Raw genomic sequence first — 16,358 nt, 5'->3', positions numbered from 1 at the left:
CGCGATCGGCTCGCTAGCGTCGATGGCGTGCTCTTCTGCACGATAAATGTAATCGTGGGCTTCTCGCCGTTACTTCAACGTAGCAAGATAGGCAACGAGGTCCGCCCGATCCGTCGCGTTCTTCAGCCCTGCGTAGGGCATCCTGTTTCCGGGAACCACCTTCTGTGGCGATTCCAGATACGCATCGAGGATCTTCGCATCCCAGACCATCCCGAACGTCTTCATCGCGTTACTGTAACGGAAGCCGGGAACCGCACCCGCCTTCCTGCCGATGATTCCTCCCAGGCCCGGTCCGACGCGATTGGCATGGTCCGTCGCATGGCATGCCGCGCAGGATTTGAAGATGGTTTTTCCGTGCTCGGCGTCCTGCGCGTAGCCATGATTCACGGTTGCTCCCGCAAGTACGAGTACCGCGACAAACGCACCGATCTTTCCTGGGCCTTTCATTGGGTACGTCCTTTCTTTTAATCGCACTCAGAGGTGGCGCGGCCGCGGCGGTCAGTCCCGCCTTGAAGAACTGCTCGGGTGTGAGCGGCAATTAGTAGCCCAGTTGAGGCTTACCCTCTCGCCAGGGGCCGCGCGTATAAAGGCGCGCGCCCTTGCCGAAACCACCTGCCAGTTGTCGGTCGATGTAGGCCGCAAGGCCGCAATCGAGGCCGCCGGGTATCAGTGCATCCGCAGGACCCATCACGTTGATCAGGACCTCGACGAAGCCGGCTTCGTCCGGACCAAAGGACAGATAGCTGGACATGGGCGGCGGCAACTTGACGGCGATAGTACTCGCGGAAGCATCCACGGGGGGAGGAGGCCGGTTCGGATGCTTCCGCGAGAGCCGCGGTCGTCGCGGTGGTTCCTATCACGACAGCCGGTGCCAGCGAAGCAGCGCCCGTGGCAGCGGCAACGCTGAGAAAGCCTCGACGGCTCGGATGCAAGGTTTTGTCGCTCTGGTCATTGGTCATCGGAGTTGCAGTCCACTTTTTCATCGCGGCATAATCGTGTGATCATTGATGCGCGGCGGCCCCTCCGCCCCGGCCGAAGTATCGATCGCTTCCTGCCGAGATCAGGATCGAACGCAGCGGACGAAATTAGAAATTCCCTTTGGACATGCATTCGATTGCCCAAGGTATCGTCGGAAAAAGCGCGCGCGCCGGCGTCCCGTCAGCCTGCGGTCAGCCATAGAGGAGCGCGCCGCGCGCGGGGTGCCGGACGGCGTAGAAAGAACATGAAGGGGCACTTTGCGATCACTCTTTCCCGGTCGCGTTCGCAACGCTTCGCGGCCGTCTTCGACCTTTTGGCAGGCAACTGCGAGCACGCCGTCGCGGAAAGACATTTCAAGCCGGCTCATGGCTGGATTGTCCGGATAGGGCCGCGGCGAGCCCTGTGTCTGGACGAACGGCGACGGATTGTGGATTCGCGGTGCGATCCGCGGACTTACCTTTTCCGCTGCGGCGGCGTGCAGCCTGCGGCGCTCCCGTTTGGGCCTGGAACTCGTCGCCCTGGAATTCATGGCCGTTGTCGGTTCAGATTTCGCGGATTCCGCGGCTGAAAATCCGGTGGGCACCACATGGCGAAACAATGACCGATACAGCTGAGACGATCGACTATTCCAAGACGCTTTACCTGCCGCAGACGGATTTCCCGATGCGTGCCGGTTTGCCCGAGAAGGAACCGGTGCTGGTCAAGCGCTGGCAGGAGATGGATCTCTACCGCAAGCTGCGCGAGGCCTCCGCCGGCCGCCCGAAATACGTGCTGCATGATGGTCCGCCCTATGCCAACGGCAACATCCATATCGGCCATGCGCTGAATAAGATCCTCAAGGACGTCATCAACCGCTCCTTCCAGATGCGCGGCCGCGACGCCAATTACGTGCCCGGCTGGGACTGCCACGGCCTGCCGATCGAGTGGAAGATCGAGGAGCAGTACCGCGCCAAGGGCAAGAACAAGGATGAGGTGCCGGTCAACGAGTTCCGCAAGGAATGCCGCGACTTTGCGCAGCACTGGATCGATGTGCAGACGGAGGAGTTCAAGCGTCTCGGCATCGAGGGCGACTTCGACAATCCTTACGCGACCATGAACTTCCACGCTGAAGCGATGATTGCCGGTGAGCTCCTGAAATTCGCCATTTCGGGCCAGCTCTATCGCGGCTCCAAGCCGGTTATGTGGAGCGTGGTCGAGCGCACCGCGCTGGCCGAGGCCGAGGTCGAGTATCAGGACTATGAGAGCGATACGATTTGGGTGAAGTTTCCGGTGGCCGGCGAGACGGCGGAACTCGCCGACGCCTTTGTCGTTATCTGGACGACTACGCCGTGGACGATCCCTGGCAACCGCGCAATCTCTTATTCTGCCAAGATCAGCTACGGCCTTTACGAGGTCACCGCCGCCCAGAACGACTTTGGCCCGCAGCCCGGCGAGAAGCTGATCTTCGCCGATGTGCTGGCGGAAGGGTCATTCGCCAAGGCCAAACTGCGTTGCCAGCGGCGGCGCGATGTCTCGGCTGAGGAACTCGGTGCCATCATTTGCGCGCACCCGCTGAGAGGCTGGAGCCGCGCGACCCGCAGTGGCCATATGTATGAGCACGAGCCCTATTCGTTCGCCGTGCCGCTGCTTTCCGGTGAGCACGTCACCGACGACGCCGGCACTGGTTTCGTGCACACCGCGCCGGGCCATGGCCGCGAGGACTTCAATGCCTGGGTCGAGCATGCTCGCGAGCTTGAGGCGCGAGGCATCTCCTCGGCCATCCCCTTCACTGTCGACGATGCCGGCTTCTTCACGTTGGACGCGCCTGGCTTCGGTCCGGATCGACCGGGCGGCGCTGCGCGTGTCATCGACGCCAACGGCAAGAAGGGCAATGCCAATCAGGCGGTTATCGACGCCCTGATCGAGAAGAACATGCTCTTCGCGCGCGGCCGGTTAAAGCATGCCTATCCACATAGCTGGCGCTCGAAAAAGCCGGTGATCATTCGCAACACGCCGCAATGGTTCATCTATATGGACAAGGAGCTGGGCGACGGCACAACGCTGCGTTCGCGCGCGCTCGCCGCGATCGAGGCCACGCGCTTCGTGCCGTCCGGGGGACACAATCGCCTGCGCGCCATGATAGAGGAGCGCCCGGATTGGGTCTTATCGCGCCAGCGCGCCTGGGGTGTGCCGATCTGCGTTTTCGCGGATGAAGACGGCAATGTCCTGAAGGACGAGGTGGTCAACGTCCGCATAGTCGAGGCCTTCGAGAAGGAGGGAGCTGACGCCTGGTTCGCCGATGGCGCGCGCGAGCGCTTCCTTGGAAACCGCGCCAACGAGAACTGGGCGATGGTCAAGGACATCCTCGACGTGTGGTTCGATTCAGGCTCGACCCACACCTTCACGCTTGAAGACCGGCCGGACTTGAAATGGCCGGCCGATGTCTATCTCGAAGGCTCCGACCAGCATCGCGGCTGGTTCCAGTCCTCGCTGCTGGAAAGCTGCGGTACCAGGGGCAGGGCGCCTTACGACACCGTCGTCACCCATGGTTTCACCATAGACGAGGAGGATCGCAAGATGTCGAAGTCGCTCGGCAACACGGTGGTGCCGCAGGATGTGATGAAACAGTCCGGCGCTGACATCCTGCGCCTGTGGGTGGTGACGACCGATTATTGGGAAGACCAGCGGCTCGGCAAGAACGTGCTGCAGACCAACATCGACGCCTACCGCAAGCTCAGGAACACCATCCGCTGGATGCTGGGCACGCTCGCCCATGACGATGGCGAGGAGGTGCCGTTGGAGAAGATGCCGGAGCTGGAACGGCTGATGCTGCATCGTCTGGCCGAACTCGATGAGGTGGTGCGCCAGGGCTACGACGCCTTCGAGTTCAAGCGCATCACTCGTGCGTTCATCGATTTCATGGTGGTCGAGCTGTCGGCCTTCTATTTCGACATTCGCAAGGACGCGCTCTATTGCGACCCGCCGTCCAGTCTCAGGCGCAAGGCAGCGGTCGAAGTCGTGCGGCGCCTTTTCGACAATTTGGTGAGATGGATGGCGCCAATGCTTCCGTTCACCATGGAGGAAGCCTGGCTGGAGCGTCATCCCGAGGCGGCGTCCGTCCATCTCGAGCAATTCCGGAGCGTTCCTGCAAAATGGCGCGACGAGAAGCTGGCAGAGAAGTGGCGGAAAGTGCGGCAGGTTCGACGCGTTGTGACGGCATCGCTGGAGATCGAGCGTGCAAAAAAGACGATAGGCTCCTCGCTGGAAGCGGCGCCCGTGGTCAACATCACCGATCTCGAGCTGCGCGCCGCGATTGAGGGCGTCGATATGGCCGAGATCTGCATCACCAGCGGCATCGACATCCGCGCCGAGGAGCCGCCCGCCGGCGCTTTCACGCTGGAGGACGTCAAGGGTGTCGCGGTCGTCTTCGCCAGGGCAAAAGGGCGAAGATGCGCCCGCTCCTGGCGCTATACCGACGATGTCGGCTCCGATCCGAAATTTCCCGATGTCTCCGCGCGCGACGCGGCGGCCTTGCGGGAACTAAGGGAACTCGGGCGGCTATAAATCAGCCGCCTTTCAATTCACTCACGCAACTCGAACGGATGGACCACCGGCGCTCCAGTCGGCGCATAGTGCCTGACGTAGCGCGCCTCCCGTTCACGCGCGTCGGCGTGCGTTCGGGTGAATTCACAGAGCTTCGCCGGGTCGCTGAGACGCTCAGCCGGTTTATTCATGTTGCTGCTGAATTTATCAAATTCGGCAGCAACCACTACCCGATCGACCGCAACTGGGCGATTGTTCAGCGTCTTCAGTTGAAGGCAACGAAGACCGAACCGATCAAGAGCCCAGATCAGGTTGGAGTGCGCTAGGCCCCATCACCCAGTCGCGAAGGCTGGTCGCCTGCGTGAGATGGCATCGTCCCGCTGTCCCAAAGCCGAGCTGATGTGGGCCTGAGCACCATAAAGGCTTCTGGACGTGGCAGGCGAGCCGTTCCGGCGTATATCGCGACAAGACCTGGACAAATTGATGACCACCTTGGACGTCACTTTCGTCAGGCTGTCGGAGTGCGCGCTTGCGGCGGGCACGCATTTAGCGCTCGCCCGCACCGACGCCTCCACCATCCACTATTGTCTTCGAGGCGCCGGATTCATCCTCCTCGACGACGAAACACCTATACGCCTGACGCCGCACACGCTGGTGATCGTTCCGCCGAGGCGATCGATGACGATCGCCGCGACGCAGCGCGCGACCGCACCGCGGCACGCCAGTAATTACAACAATTGCGGCTTCACACCGGGGTCCTCGCAGCGGCACACCGTCGGCAACGGCGAGCCGGCGCTGGTGCTTGCGTGCGGGTCCTTTCGCGCCAACTACGGTCCAGCACTCGACTTGTTCGCCTCCCTTGCAACGCCCATCGTCGAGACGTTCGACGTGCACGACCAGCTCGACCAGGTGATGGCCTATGCAATGACCGAGCTCGCAGCCCAGGATGTCGGTGGAGGGCCGATGTCGGCGGCGCTGCTGAAACTCGTTGTGCTCGCATTGCTCCGGCGCTGCCTGGTCTCGACGAACGCGTGGGTGGAGCGGTTTTCGATCTTGAGCGATCCGCCGATCGCACGGGCTTTCGCCGAAATGGCCTCGCGCCCGTCCGTGCCGCACACCGTCCAGAGCCTGTCGCACGCCGTCGGTCTCAGCCGCTCGGCTTTCATGGCGCGGTTTGCCGCCGCCTTCGGAGAGTCTCCGATGTCGTTGCTCCGCCGGGTCAGGATGCGCCACGCAGCAGACCTGCTCGCGGCCAATGCGCTGTCTGTCGACCAGGTTGCCTTGAACGCCGGCTACCAGAGCCGGAGCAGCTTCACGCGCACTTTCCGCAGGTACTACGACAGCGACCCGTCGGAATACCGTGCCAGGGCGCGGCGCGACTCGTCTCACAGCGCCACGCCGACCGAAGACGCGATCGAGGAATCCAATGCAGCCTGACGCCGGCATTCACTCCGCCAGAGCATAGGCGCCGCTCGCGCGCGAGCGAGGCAAGGCGTGCTGGACGCGACTGGAAAGGGTGCCCCGGGTTTCGAGGTTTGGACGGCGCGAACGGTCCGTCCACCGGCCTGCAACTCTGCGACGAAACTTGGCTGTGTTTGCTGTCGATCGTGGCGACGTCGCGGGACTCACTGGAGGCGTTCGGCGATCCTGTGGCGGAGCGTCTGGAGATCGTGAGCGAACACGCGGATGCCTTCGGCCAGCTTCTCGGTCGCCATCGCGTCCTCGTTCATGATCCACCGGAAGGTTGTCTCGTCGATCGGGTCCGCAGGGTCCGGGTGCTTTATGTCGACAGCATCTTCGCTCACGAACCAGTGGCAGATCCCGTCTTCGGCCGTTCGAAGGGAGCGCGGCTCCGCGGCGGCCGGAGCCAAGGCGCGTTTGAGCTCGCCCTCCTCGGAGGCAAGGGCGTCCATGAGCGCTGGCGCGATCGTGAGCCGATCGCATCCGGCCAGCGCCTCGATCTGGCCGGTGTTGCGGAACGACGCGCCCATGACGATCGTCTGTATGCCATTCGACTTGTAGTACCCGTAGATGTCCCGCACGGAGCGGACGCCGGGATCCTCGTGGGCGGCGACTTCCTTTCCAGTAGACTCTTTGTGCCAGTCGTATATGCGGCCTACAAAGGGTGAGATCAGGAAGGCGCCAGCCTCAGCGCTCGCGACCGCCTGGGCCCTGTTCAGCAGCAACGTCATGTTGCACTTTACACCCTCGCGTTGGAGGATCTCTGCAGCGCGTATTCCCTCCCACGTCGAAGCGAGTTTGATGAGCACGCGCTCGGGCGGGATGCCTCGCTGCATATAGGAGTCGATAATCTGCCGCGCTCGTGCGACCGATGCTCGGATGTTGAAGGACAGGTTGGCGTCTACCTCGATGGAAACATACCCTGGCACGAGTCGCAAGAGCTCGACCCCGACGGAGATTGCGAGCCGGTCTGCCGTCGCGGCGGCGACGCGTACATCATCGCCGCTCTGTTTGCGTCCCCATGCCAACGCCTCGTCTACGACATCCCTGTACTCGGGAGTGTCGACCGCCTTCAGGATGAGCGTGGGATTCGTCGTGCAGTCCACCGGTTTGAAACGCGCCAGCGCTGCGAGATCGCCGGTGTCCGCCACGATCGTAGTCATTGCGCGTAGTTGATCCAGCTTCGACGCCAAGGCCTTTTCCTCTTGATGTCGGCCACGCCCTTGTATGCGGCACGGGGTGCGAGCCTGCCTTCTTGTCGCCGGCTCGCGCTGTTCTATGCCTTGCGCGTGGTCAGGGTCATCGGACCGTCCGTCTTCAGACGGGCTTTCCCGACTGCTCTTCCTCGAATGTCACCGCCACAGCCGCGTTCGCGGAAAGGCGAACCCTCTGCCCCTCGACGTCGGCGACCAGTCCAAGAGCGATGAAGTGCGCGTGGCCCTTGTGCTGGCCCTCGCCGCTGTCGCGCTTCGCGAGCTTGATGCGACCGCTGGCGACGCCGTCGACGGTGCCGACGTGGACGCCATCCGCACCGATCACTTCCATGTTCTGAACGATCTTGTCCGTGGTCATTTCGTCTCTCCTGTGGGTCTGCCGATCATTGCGCAGCGATGCGTCCGCCGGCAAGCGAGGACGCATCGCAACCTTCATTTATGCAAGCGAGGTAGGCCGCGTCCGCCGCCGCCGCCGACACGTCCCAACGCCGCCCTCAGGCGGCGCTTCTGTGCGGAAGCTTCCACTGCGGACGGACGAAGTGGCAAGTATAGCCATTCGGGTGGCGCTCCAAATAGTCCTGGTGCTCGGGTTCAGCCTCCCAGAAATCGCCAACGGGAGAGAGCTCGGTCACCACCTTGCCGGGCCACAGCCCCGAGGCTTCGACGTCGGCGATCGTGTCTTGCGCGACGCGGTGCTGCTCCTCGCTGGCATAGAAGATCGCAGACCTGTAGCTGGCGCCGTGGTCGTTTCCCTGGCGGTTGGGAGTCGTCGGGTCGTGGATCTGGAAGAAGAACTCCAGCAGATCGCGGAAGCTCGTCTTGCTCGGATCGAACGTTATCTCGATCGCTTCCGCATGCGTGCCGTGGTTGCGGTAGGTCGCATTCTTGACGTCGCCGCCGGAGTATCCGACCCGCGTCGCCACGACGCCGGGAAGGCGCCGCACCAGCTGCTGCATTCCCCAGAAACAACCCCCTGCCAGGATCGCGCGCTCTGTAGTCGCTGCCATCGTCAGACCTCCTGCTTTGCAAAGAGCTTTGCATACTCGCCGTAACCTTCGCTCTCCAGTTGGTCACGGTGGATGAAACGCAGAGAGGCTGAGTTCATGCAGTATCTCAACCCGCCCTTGTCGCGCGGCCCGTCCGGGAAAAGGTGGCCCAAGTGGCTGTCGCCGTGCTTGGAGCGGACCTCGGTCCGTGTCATGCCGTGCGAGCTGTCCACGTTCTCGACGACGTTCGCGGCTTCAAGAGGCCGCGTGAAACTCGGCCAACCCGTGCCACTGTCAAACTTGTCGGTCGACGCAAAGAGCGGCTCGCCCGATACCACGTCGACGTAGAGGCCGGGCTCCTTGTTGTCCCAGTATTCGTTGGCGAAGGGGCGCTCGGTCCCGTCAGTCTGTGTTACGCGGTACTGCTCGGGGGTCAACTTTGAGACCGCCTCGGGGGTTTTCCTGTAAGTAGGCATCGCGCTACTCCCTTTAGTCGTGCGCCAAAGATAGGCACGGGGCTGGTGAGCGTCCAATCACCTGCGGCTATCGAAACGATGCCACGCGGATCGCCGCCCGAGGTGTTTCTATCTGGCGGGAACGGATTCACTTGCCCCCGAACCGAAGGGTCAGACATTGCTAGAACGAGATTTTGAATCGGCACTCGCCGCGATTCCGTGCGGGTACGGTGAAGGCCTGTATGAGGGGCTGCGGTACGGCGTCACCGTCCGCAGGTCTTGCGACCGAAAGCGGAGCAGCCTGTTCGCGCGAGCGCTCGCCGGCGGCGACGTGGTCAGCTTCAACCTTTACCGGCTGAGGTCCGGCGAGAGCTCCTTGCGGCCCTGCGAAATGCCGGTCGAGAAGGTCATCGCGTTCGTCCTCGGATATGTTCCAGACGGCTCCCAGGCTTGAGACGTATCGCCGGTCCATGCGTTGCGCGTTGCCGTTCTGGGATGGCGGGCCCTTCCAGCTAGGATGTGGAGGCGGCCTGGCGCAGCGAGGCCAAGATTTGTGCCGGCTCTGCCCGTATCGTGAAATCGGGCTCGACGAACGCGTTGCGGATCAGGCCTGCCGCGTCGATCACGTAGGTCGCGGGAATGGGCAGCATCCAGACCGACGACCCGTGCCGGGCGCCGAGGTCGAAGCCTAGCCCGGAATAGTGTGCCTTGGTCTCGTCGGGCATCCGAAACAGTACGCCATACGACATGGCAACGCCGTAGTCGACGTCGGCGAGTACCTTCAGGTCCAAGCCCAGGCTCTGTTTGAGCTGCCGCGGGAAATCCCTGGTCTCGGGTGTGACGACCGCGAGGGTCGCGCCGACGCTCTCGAACTCGTCCCTCGCGGCCTGGAGGGCGCACAGCTCGGCGGTGCAGAACGGACACCAGCCGCCTCGGAAGAAACTCAGGACGAGGGGTCCGTTGCGGCGCAGCTCCTCGGAGGAGTGGAGATGGCCGTCGGCGTCCGGCAGGAGGAAGTCCGGCGCGGCGTCTCCGACCTTCAACGCATGCGATGCCACGCCTGTATCGCGCAGCCACCCCACGAGGTGGTTGTATGACTCCCAATCCGCGGCGCTGAACGTCGTCAACAGCTCTGTGCGAATCTGGGCAAGTGTTTTGTCGGTCTGGTTTGGCATCGGTGAGGCGTCGTCAGGCTGCGGATCGATTGGCTGGAAGCGATTGGCGGGGGGCGTGCGTGTCGTTGCCCGGGTCGGGGATTTCGACCGACCAGTCGCGAAGCCGCGCGACCTTGACGAAGGCGTCCAGCGCCGGCGAGTAGCGGCGCCCCTGCACTGCCAGCAACCGCACCTGCCGCGAAACCGGATCGCCCTCGAGTGGAATGGTCTTGAGTGCCGGAAGGCGCGGCATGTGCTCGGGCGCGAGTATCACGCCAAAGCCAGCCGCGGCCATGTGCTGCAGGTGCAAGTCGTGACCGCTGCAGTGGCCGAGATGCGGCGGTTCTTCGGGGAAATACGACCGTTGGATCTTCGGGGCGACGTCGCATCCGGTGCGTTCCAGCAAGATGGTCTCGCGGAGGTCGTCGATGCCGATCGACGGACGGTTTGCGAGCTGGTGTGTCGGCGCGAGAACTGCGACGTAGCGCTCCTCGAACAGCGACCAGCCGTCGATGCGGTCGGGGATGTCCTGTACGTCCCCGACCATTGCGGCGTTGATCTCCCCCTCAAGCAAGAGATCGACGAGTTTTTCCGCTGCGCCCTCGCGCAGTTCGACTTGAAGTCCAGGAACGAACTTTGCAATCTCCGCGATCGGGTCGAGGACGAGCGACGCAGAGATGGACGGGGCGAGGCCGATCTTCAGTGGCGCAACCTCCTTGCGTTGGAACTCTTGGGCTCTGCGGCGCACCGCCTCTGCCGAGGCCAGCGTCCGCTCCAGCATCGGAAGGACTTCCTTCCCAAGATCAGTGAGCTGCGTCAACTGGCGCTCGCGGTAGATCAACTGGCCGCCGAGCTCCCGCTCGAGCTTCTGCACCCCCTTGGTCAGGGCGGGCTGCGTGACATTGCACTGCTCGGCAGCGCGGGTAAAATTGAGCGTGGCCGCTACGGCGAGGAAGTAGCGAACTTGATGAAGCTCCATGGGTTTTTCTCCGTCAAGTTGCTGGCGACTATACTGACGAGGCTCTGCACTCGACGGCGTGACCAGGCACGCCGCACTCATGGCGTATGGATGCCACTTGCAGGACCACGTTGGAAAGGCCCGGTTCTATCGGTTTGGACGCACGGACACGCTTTCTGGAACCTCTGAAGGCGGGCTAGTGCGCGGCGAGGTGGGCGAGGACCGGGATCAGTTCGGACGGGTCGCCGCGCCGCGTGTAGTCGACGCTGATGTCGGCGTATGCGATCGTCCCGTCGGGCGCCACGACGTACCGGGCCGGCATGGTCAACGTCCAGCTCCGATCGCCGTTGAAGGCCGCGAGATCCATGTCGCCACCCTCCTCGACGGCACGCAGTTCGTCGGAGACCTTCCAGCGCAGACCGAAAGCGTGCGCGACCTCGCCTCCCGCGTCGGCCAGGCTTGCGAACGACAGCCCGTTACGCCTCTGCGTCTCAAGGCTGTTGTCAGGCGTCTGCTGCGAGACGGCGACCAGCGACGCGCCGAGGCTGCGTATGTCGTGGAAGACCGACTCGATCGCTCGCAGGTCGATGTTGCAGTAGGGGCACCATCTCCCCCGGTAGAACACGAGGACGATCGGCCCGCGACGCAGCGCCTCGCGCGACGAGAACGCCCCGCCGTAGCCGTCACGCAGCAGGAAGGCGGGGGCTTGCTCGCCGGCGTGCGCGGCTCGCTCGGCCAATCCGGATGCGGCAAGCGCTTCCATCGCCCGTTGTCGAACCAGCGTCACTTTCGGTGGGGTCGTGGCGAGACGCTCGGCTTTCAGAGCGTCCAGTTCATCTTGGAGTAACATTTTCGGCTCGTCGCGCGCGGCCCGGTTTGCCGGCAGGATAATCGCTTATCCAGTGCGGCGGCGCTAGTCTCGCTGCGCGAGTTTGAGTTATTCTTGTCATGCATGAATGATCGCCCGCGAGTGAGAAGGCTATTTCTTCTTTTCGGGGCTGGTCTTGGGCGCAGAGAGCTTGGCCAGGTCGGCCGCCAGAGATTTGCGCAACCGAGACGCGGCGAACTCCGTGAAGCACCGCAGCTTGAGCGGCAGGTTCGCCTGTCCCGGATGCACCAGATGCACCGGGATCGGGTCCGGCTCATAGTCCTCCAGGATGAGCCTGAGCTGCCCGGCGGCCACCACCCGTGCGACCTGGTAGGAGAGCACGTTCGTCACGCCGACGCCCGCGATCGCCGCGTCGATCGCGGCCTCGGCCGTGTTGATCTTCAGCCGGCAGAAGGGGCGCACGCCCTTGGTCGCTTTGCCGCGCGGGTTGAAGATCCACGTCATCCCAGATGCCAGGGCCGTGAACGTCACGCACATGTGGTAGGCCAGGTCTTCGGGCATTTTCGGGACGCCGTGGGCGGCGAAGTAGTCGGGGCTGCCGCACACCACGCGCCTGATCTCGCCCACCTTCGTGGCGACGAGCGTGCTGTCGGGCAGCGCACCGACACGGACGGCCAGGTCGATGTGCTCGTCGACAATGTTGATCGTGTGGTCGGAGAGCGTCAGGTGAACATTGATCTGCGGGAAGCGCGCGAGGAATTCGTTCACGACCGGTACGACGTGGAGGCGTCCGAAGACGATCGGCGCCGTCATCGTCAGCGTGCCGCGCGGGACGGTGTACTCCCCGGCGGCATGCGACTCCGCCTCCTCGACCTGCTCCAGGATGCGCTTGCAGGCGGCTACGTAAGCGAGCCCCGTCTCGGTCAGCGATAGCTTCCGTGTCGAGCGGACCAGCAACTGTGTGTTGAGGTGGGCCTCCAGGTCAGCGACCTTGCGGCTGATGGTCGGTAGGGGGACGCCCAGTTGCCGTCCCGCCGCAGAGAAACTGCCGGCCTCGGCCGAAGCTACCAAAATCGACATTGCTTCAAAACGGTCCATCTTCTCTCACATTTCGAGAGGCCATTTCTCACGATTACCGGATTATGCCCCGGCACGGTAGGGGCTACCTCGACCGTCTGAAGGTCGAGCCGGCCGGAGTCCAACGGAGAGAAGACAATGTCCCGCATCGTTATCCCAGGCCGCGACGACGCGCCCGCCGGATCCCAGGCAATTCTCGACAACATCAACAAGATGCTTGGCTTCGTGCCCAATCATTATCGCCTCATGTCCATCAGCCCGAACGCCCTCGGCGGTTGGGCGGGTCTGATGGGGCCGGTGTCCAAGACCCTCGACCTGAAGACCCGGGAGGGGATCGCGCTCGCAGTCTCGGAGGCTAACGGCTGCGACTACTGCCTTGCCGCGCACAGCTACGTCTCGACGAACTTGGCGAAGATACCCCCAGAGGAGATCGCGCTGAATCGGCAAGGCCGGTCGAGCGACCCGAAGCGGCAAGCTGCGGTGGCCTTCGCGAAAGCTCTCATCGAGACGCGCGGTAAGGTTTCCGATGCCCAGTTCGCGTCGGTCAAGGACGCTGGATGGACCGACGCCAACATCGTCGAGATGATCGCGCTGACTGCCCAGTTCCTGTTGACCAACTTCATGAACAACGCGGTGCAGACTCCCATCGATTTTCCAGAGGTCGATCCGGCGAAGGCGGGCTAGCGAGAGGTGTCTTCCTTTGGGAAGGGGAGGGCTGCGGAATCCAATATCTGGAGGGGTGCTTGCGGCCTGCTACGACACCAAGCGCAACAACGCCCTTGCCGCTCGCGGACTACCTGGCGGCACTCTAGTCGGGGTCGATGTTCGGGATCGGAAGCTCACTCAAGTCGTCGTCATAGCTTGCTGCCCGCCCGCCGCTGAGTTTGTCGTTCGTGCGGATATCGGCGCTGAGGCCGAGCGTCCGCCCGACGGGACACATGTTCGCGGCCTGCATCAATTGGGCGCGCTCCTCGTCGCCAAGGCTTCCTTCGAGACTGATGGAGCGCTCGAAGGAGTCGCGCCCGCCATCGCCGCCATGGCGGTACGACACGGCCACCTCGACGTGGGAAAGCGGGATTTTCCGCCTTCGCGCCTGCAGCCGTATCGTCATCGCGGTGCACGCGGCGAGCGAAGCGCTCAGCAATTCGTAGGGGTTCGCCCCCGCCGTCGTGCCGCCCCTGCCGCCTGGGCCGCCGATCGAGAACTCCGATGCACCGGCACGGCCGTTGAGCGTGCCGTCGCTGTCAAGGTCGCCGGCCACCACAGCTTGTGGGCGGGAAGCGCCGTCGTCATTCGAATTCGTCATCGTATCTTCCTTTCAAATTTTTGACAGGGCTCCACGGCTCGCGCTTGGGCGAACGCGGAGTCGAACTCGCGGCAGGTCAGCCCTTCCCGACAGGTGTGGTGTGAGGCGTGGAGGGTCTCGCCGCCCTTGGCGTCTGCGTAGTACTGAGGCGCCTCGCGACGGTCATATTTCCCATAGTCGCGCACGATCCGCACCCTGCGGACTCTCGCCTTGTCATTCGGCAAGGAAGCGTCCTCGTAGGCCTGCGCCGCAGCGGCGTCCTTCCAGGATATGAGCAGAATCAGGTCGCCGGGCGTGAGTACGGCATCGAAGATGTCCCAGGACGTGCTGTCTGCGGCCCACGGGTTCAGCCCGAGCCGCTCGGCGCAATCGTACGGGTTGTTGGTCTGCTTCCACTCCGCGGGGCGAGTCGCGTTGATCAGCGTCACCGCCGTTGCCTCGCCGACTTCGGTCTCGTCGAGCCGTTGCTCGGTGAGCGCGTACCCGGTCGGCACCCGATCGTCGGCGGTGATCTGGCCGACGCGTAGGTGGTAGTCTGCGAGGATTTCGTCGCGACCCTTCTGCTGGACCTCGTGATGGCGCCTGCGGGTGCGCCAGCGCACGAGCGACTTCTCGTCCCGCCAGTTGGAAAGCGAAAGGATCCAACCCTCGCGGGTCAGGCTCTTGTAGCGGATGTTGTCGACGAAGCCTGCTTCCTGCTCCAGCTCGGAGCGCAGCATCTTGGCGTTGTCGAGGTAGTCGTCATAGTTCTCCTTATTGGGGAGGACCTCAAAAATCACTGAAAACATGTTCGTATCCTGCTTCTGGAGTGTGTCCTGGACAGCACATGGTGGCTTCCGTCTCCGTCACCGACACGTCCCCTTGCACCGGTATGACCGTCACTGGCGCGGCCAAGGGATAATCCGGCGTTCGCGAAAACTATACTCTCGCAAAGCGAGAGGGATCGTCTCTCAAGCGCCGTAGCGTTCGGTCTTGATCGCCTTGGCGTTCAGTCCCAAAGCGAGCGCCGCGTTCGCGGCGATGTCAACGAAGGCGTTCGACCCGCATACGAAGGCGCAGCCGGGGGACACAGGCAGCCGTGCCGCGACGTCAGCGACCATCCTGGCGTCGATTCGCCTGCTGAAGTCGTCGCGGCGCGTCGCCGGCTCGCGTGTCAGCGCCAAGGCGAACGCGAAATCGGGAAGCGACCTCTCGAGCTCGAGGAGTTCGTCCCTAAACAGCACGTCGCGCCAGGTCCTGGAGGAGAGCACCAGCGCGACAGGCACGGGTTCGGCGCTGGCCTTCCGATACCGGATCATGGCCATGAGCGGCGCGACGCCGGAGCCGGCGCCGATCAACAGCACTGGTTTGTTGGAAGGCCCCGGCCAGAGAAAGTGTCCGCCAAGCGGCCCCCGAAGCTCGATCGTGTCGCCTATCTGGGCGACGTCGTGGAAGAACGGGGAGACCTCGCCGTCCACCAGGCGCTCGATCGCCAGCTCGATCACCTTGGATTCGCTCGGGGCCGAGGCGATCGAGTAGCTGCGCATGGCAATGTAGCCGTTGGGCGCAGTCAGCCGCACGTCGACGTGCTGTCCAGCCGTATAGTCGAACGTTTCGGAGAGGCGGAGAAAGAAGCTCTTGATAGCCGGCGTTCTCGTCGTGATTTCGACAATCGCGCAGCTCTGCCATCGCACGGTTGCGGCAATCGCTTCAGTCATTCGTGTATCGCTGCTCACGCCACGGATCGCCGTACTTGTGGTATCCGCGCAGTTCCCAGAAACCGGCCTCGTCGCGCTCCGTGAACTGAAGCCCATTCACCCACTTCGCCGACTTCCAGAAGTAGAGATGCGGCACGAGCAGGCGCGCCGGCCCCCCGTGGTCGCGCGGCAGCGGCTGGCCTTCGTACTTCAGCGCGACCATCGCCTTCCCCACCGCGAGATCCGCGAGTGGCACGTTGGTGGAGTATCCGTCGTAGCAATGTGCGAGCGCGAACGGTGTGGGTGCGCTAAGGCCGGCGTCGGCGAGGATGTCGTCGACGGCGACGCCTTCCCAGGCGGTGTTGAGCTTCGACCACGAGGTGACGCAGTGGATATCGCGCGTCATCCTGGTTCGCGGGAGTGCGTTGAACTCCGACCAGCTCCACGCTTTGACCGGACGAGGACCGACCTTCAGCGTGAAAGTCCAGTCCGCGGCCTCGATCCGCGGCGTGGGGCCGGCGGTAAGCACCGGGAAGCTGTCGACGACATGCTGTCCCGGGGGGATCCGGTCCGATAGTTCTGATCCGGATTGGCGGCCTGTGAACCCGCGAGTGACCATAGCGGAGTTCCTCCGTCGGCTGGTGAAAGGGAGTGTCATCCCGCGCAATACACTAAGCTGTTGTGCGCCAGATGAGCAAGGTACCGGCCAAGCATGGAATTCCGCCCGGCGAATGGGAAATGA

General features: G+C 63.4%; 18 protein-coding genes. 4 read left to right on the top strand and 14 right to left on the bottom strand.

The features are described from left to right. Positions 1-69: 69 nt before the first annotated feature. On the bottom strand, positions 70-447 hold the full coding sequence (locus LB566_RS21390) for a c-type cytochrome (RefSeq protein ID WP_140551823.1): 378 nt from the start codon (positions 445-447) through the stop codon (positions 70-72). Positions 448-538: 91 nt separating this feature from the next. After that, positions 539-751, bottom strand: a complete 213-nt coding sequence (locus LB566_RS21385; RefSeq protein WP_224626810.1) for a hypothetical protein — start codon at positions 749-751, stop codon at positions 539-541. Positions 752-1,575: 824 nt separating this feature from the next. Here LB566_RS21385 and ileS point away from each other — a divergent pair. From ileS to LB566_RS21370, 3 genes are all read left to right on the top strand, one after another. After that, on the top strand, positions 1,576-4,521 hold the full coding sequence (ileS, locus tag LB566_RS21380) for an isoleucine--tRNA ligase (RefSeq protein WP_224626808.1): 2,946 nt from the start codon (positions 1,576-1,578) through the stop codon (positions 4,519-4,521). A 68-nt stretch (positions 4,522-4,589) separates the two neighbouring features. After that, positions 4,590-4,826 (top strand): hypothetical protein, encoded by a 237-nt coding sequence (locus LB566_RS21375; RefSeq protein WP_224626805.1) that lies wholly within the window; start codon positions 4,590-4,592, stop codon positions 4,824-4,826. 157 nt (positions 4,827-4,983) lie between these two features. Beyond that, positions 4,984-5,937: an AraC family transcriptional regulator gene (locus tag LB566_RS21370; protein ID WP_224626803.1), complete on the top strand. Its 954-nt coding sequence runs from the start codon at positions 4,984-4,986 to the stop codon at positions 5,935-5,937. Positions 5,938-6,125: 188 nt separating this feature from the next. On the opposite strand, the gene LB566_RS21365 is transcribed toward LB566_RS21370, so the two are convergent. The 8 genes from LB566_RS21365 to LB566_RS21325 form a co-directional block, all read right to left on the bottom strand. Continuing rightward, on the bottom strand, positions 6,126-7,154 hold the full coding sequence (locus LB566_RS21365; RefSeq protein WP_224626801.1) for a transaldolase: 1,029 nt from the start codon (positions 7,152-7,154) through the stop codon (positions 6,126-6,128). A 124-nt stretch (positions 7,155-7,278) separates the two neighbouring features. Further along, positions 7,279-7,533 carry a DUF2171 domain-containing protein gene (locus LB566_RS21360; RefSeq protein WP_224626799.1) on the bottom strand — a complete coding sequence of 85 codons (255 nt, stop codon included), beginning with the start codon at positions 7,531-7,533 and terminating at the stop codon, positions 7,279-7,281. A gap of 136 nt (positions 7,534-7,669) precedes the next feature. After that, positions 7,670-8,182 carry a peptide-methionine (S)-S-oxide reductase MsrA gene (gene msrA / locus LB566_RS21355; RefSeq protein ID WP_140551817.1) on the bottom strand — a complete coding sequence of 171 codons (513 nt, stop codon included), beginning with the start codon at positions 8,180-8,182 and terminating at the stop codon, positions 7,670-7,672. A gap of 2 nt (positions 8,183-8,184) precedes the next feature. Further along, positions 8,185-8,637, bottom strand: coding sequence for a peptide-methionine (R)-S-oxide reductase MsrB (msrB, locus tag LB566_RS21350; RefSeq protein WP_224626797.1), 453 nt, complete (start codon positions 8,635-8,637; stop codon positions 8,185-8,187). 491 nt (positions 8,638-9,128) lie between these two features. Beyond that, positions 9,129-9,791, bottom strand: coding sequence for a peroxiredoxin-like family protein (locus tag LB566_RS21340; RefSeq protein WP_224626795.1), 663 nt, complete (start codon positions 9,789-9,791; stop codon positions 9,129-9,131). Between the two features lie 13 nt (positions 9,792-9,804). Further along, positions 9,805-10,749, bottom strand: a complete 945-nt coding sequence (locus LB566_RS21335) for a LysR family transcriptional regulator (RefSeq protein ID WP_224626793.1) — start codon at positions 10,747-10,749, stop codon at positions 9,805-9,807. Between the two features lie 175 nt (positions 10,750-10,924). Next, the gene (locus LB566_RS21330; RefSeq protein WP_181172527.1) at positions 10,925-11,578 is read right to left on the bottom strand and encodes a peroxiredoxin-like family protein; all 654 of its coding nucleotides are present in this window, start codon (positions 11,576-11,578) and stop codon (positions 10,925-10,927) included. 129 nt (positions 11,579-11,707) lie between these two features. Then, entirely contained in the window at positions 11,708-12,655 is a 948-nt protein-coding gene (locus LB566_RS21325) for a LysR family transcriptional regulator (RefSeq protein WP_224626791.1), read from the bottom strand. 117 nt (positions 12,656-12,772) lie between these two features. Here LB566_RS21325 and LB566_RS21320 point away from each other — a divergent pair, with 117 nt between their 5' ends. After that, a complete protein-coding gene (locus LB566_RS21320; RefSeq protein WP_224626789.1) occupies positions 12,773-13,318 on the top strand; it encodes a carboxymuconolactone decarboxylase family protein in 546 nt (181 codons plus the stop codon). Positions 13,319-13,442: 124 nt separating this feature from the next. Here LB566_RS21320 and LB566_RS21315 read toward each other — a convergent pair whose 3' ends face one another. The 4 genes from LB566_RS21315 to LB566_RS21300 form a co-directional block, all read right to left on the bottom strand. Beyond that, the gene (locus LB566_RS21315; protein WP_224626787.1) at positions 13,443-13,940 is read right to left on the bottom strand and encodes an OsmC family protein; all 498 of its coding nucleotides are present in this window, start codon (positions 13,938-13,940) and stop codon (positions 13,443-13,445) included. Further along, positions 13,937-14,728: an antibiotic biosynthesis monooxygenase family protein gene (locus tag LB566_RS21310; protein WP_224626785.1), complete on the bottom strand. Its 792-nt coding sequence runs from the start codon at positions 14,726-14,728 to the stop codon at positions 13,937-13,939. Before LB566_RS21310 ends, LB566_RS21315 begins: the two co-directional genes overlap by 4 nt. Positions 14,729-14,890: 162 nt before the next feature. Further along, on the bottom strand, positions 14,891-15,637 hold the full coding sequence (locus tag LB566_RS21305; protein ID WP_224626782.1) for a ferredoxin reductase: 747 nt from the start codon (positions 15,635-15,637) through the stop codon (positions 14,891-14,893). Continuing rightward, entirely contained in the window at positions 15,630-16,235 is a 606-nt protein-coding gene (locus LB566_RS21300) for a sulfite oxidase-like oxidoreductase (protein WP_140551807.1), read from the bottom strand. The genes LB566_RS21305 and LB566_RS21300 overlap by 8 nt, the downstream gene beginning before the upstream one ends. Positions 16,236-16,358 lie beyond the last annotated feature (123 nt).

Origin of the sequence: Mesorhizobium sp. CA13 (assembly GCF_020165235.1) — a bacterium.
Lineage (GTDB): Bacteria > Pseudomonadota > Alphaproteobacteria > Rhizobiales > Rhizobiaceae > Mesorhizobium.
The sequence above is the reverse complement of the archived record's forward strand: the minus strand, read 5'-3'. Positions and strand labels throughout refer to the sequence as shown.

Coding starts and splice junctions, on each gene's coding strand:
- LB566_RS21390 (WP_140551823.1), bottom strand. CDS start 447: ATGAAAGGCCCAGGAAAGATCGGTGCGTTTGTCGCGGTACTCGTACTT.
- LB566_RS21385 (WP_224626810.1), bottom strand. CDS start 751: ATGTCCAGCTATCTGTCCTTTGGTCCGGACGAAGCCGGCTTCGTCGAG.
- ileS (WP_224626808.1), top strand. CDS start 1,576: ATGACCGATACAGCTGAGACGATCGACTATTCCAAGACGCTTTACCTG.
- LB566_RS21370 (WP_224626803.1), top strand. CDS start 4,984: ATGACCACCTTGGACGTCACTTTCGTCAGGCTGTCGGAGTGCGCGCTT.
- LB566_RS21360 (WP_224626799.1), bottom strand. CDS start 7,533: ATGACCACGGACAAGATCGTTCAGAACATGGAAGTGATCGGTGCGGAT.
- msrA (WP_140551817.1), bottom strand. CDS start 8,182: ATGGCAGCGACTACAGAGCGCGCGATCCTGGCAGGGGGTTGTTTCTGG.
- msrB (WP_224626797.1), bottom strand. CDS start 8,637: ATGCCTACTTACAGGAAAACCCCCGAGGCGGTCTCAAAGTTGACCCCC.
- LB566_RS21340 (WP_224626795.1), bottom strand. CDS start 9,791: ATGCCAAACCAGACCGACAAAACACTTGCCCAGATTCGCACAGAGCTG.
- LB566_RS21335 (WP_224626793.1), bottom strand. CDS start 10,749: ATGGAGCTTCATCAAGTTCGCTACTTCCTCGCCGTAGCGGCCACGCTC.
- LB566_RS21330 (WP_181172527.1), bottom strand. CDS start 11,578: ATGTTACTCCAAGATGAACTGGACGCTCTGAAAGCCGAGCGTCTCGCC.
- LB566_RS21325 (WP_224626791.1), bottom strand. CDS start 12,655: ATGGACCGTTTTGAAGCAATGTCGATTTTGGTAGCTTCGGCCGAGGCC.
- LB566_RS21320 (WP_224626789.1), top strand. CDS start 12,773: ATGTCCCGCATCGTTATCCCAGGCCGCGACGACGCGCCCGCCGGATCC.
- LB566_RS21315 (WP_224626787.1), bottom strand. CDS start 13,940: ATGACGAATTCGAATGACGACGGCGCTTCCCGCCCACAAGCTGTGGTG.
- LB566_RS21310 (WP_224626785.1), bottom strand. CDS start 14,728: ATGTTTTCAGTGATTTTTGAGGTCCTCCCCAATAAGGAGAACTATGAC.
- LB566_RS21305 (WP_224626782.1), bottom strand. CDS start 15,637: ATGACTGAAGCGATTGCCGCAACCGTGCGATGGCAGAGCTGCGCGATT.
- LB566_RS21300 (WP_140551807.1), bottom strand. CDS start 16,235: ATGGTCACTCGCGGGTTCACAGGCCGCCAATCCGGATCAGAACTATCG.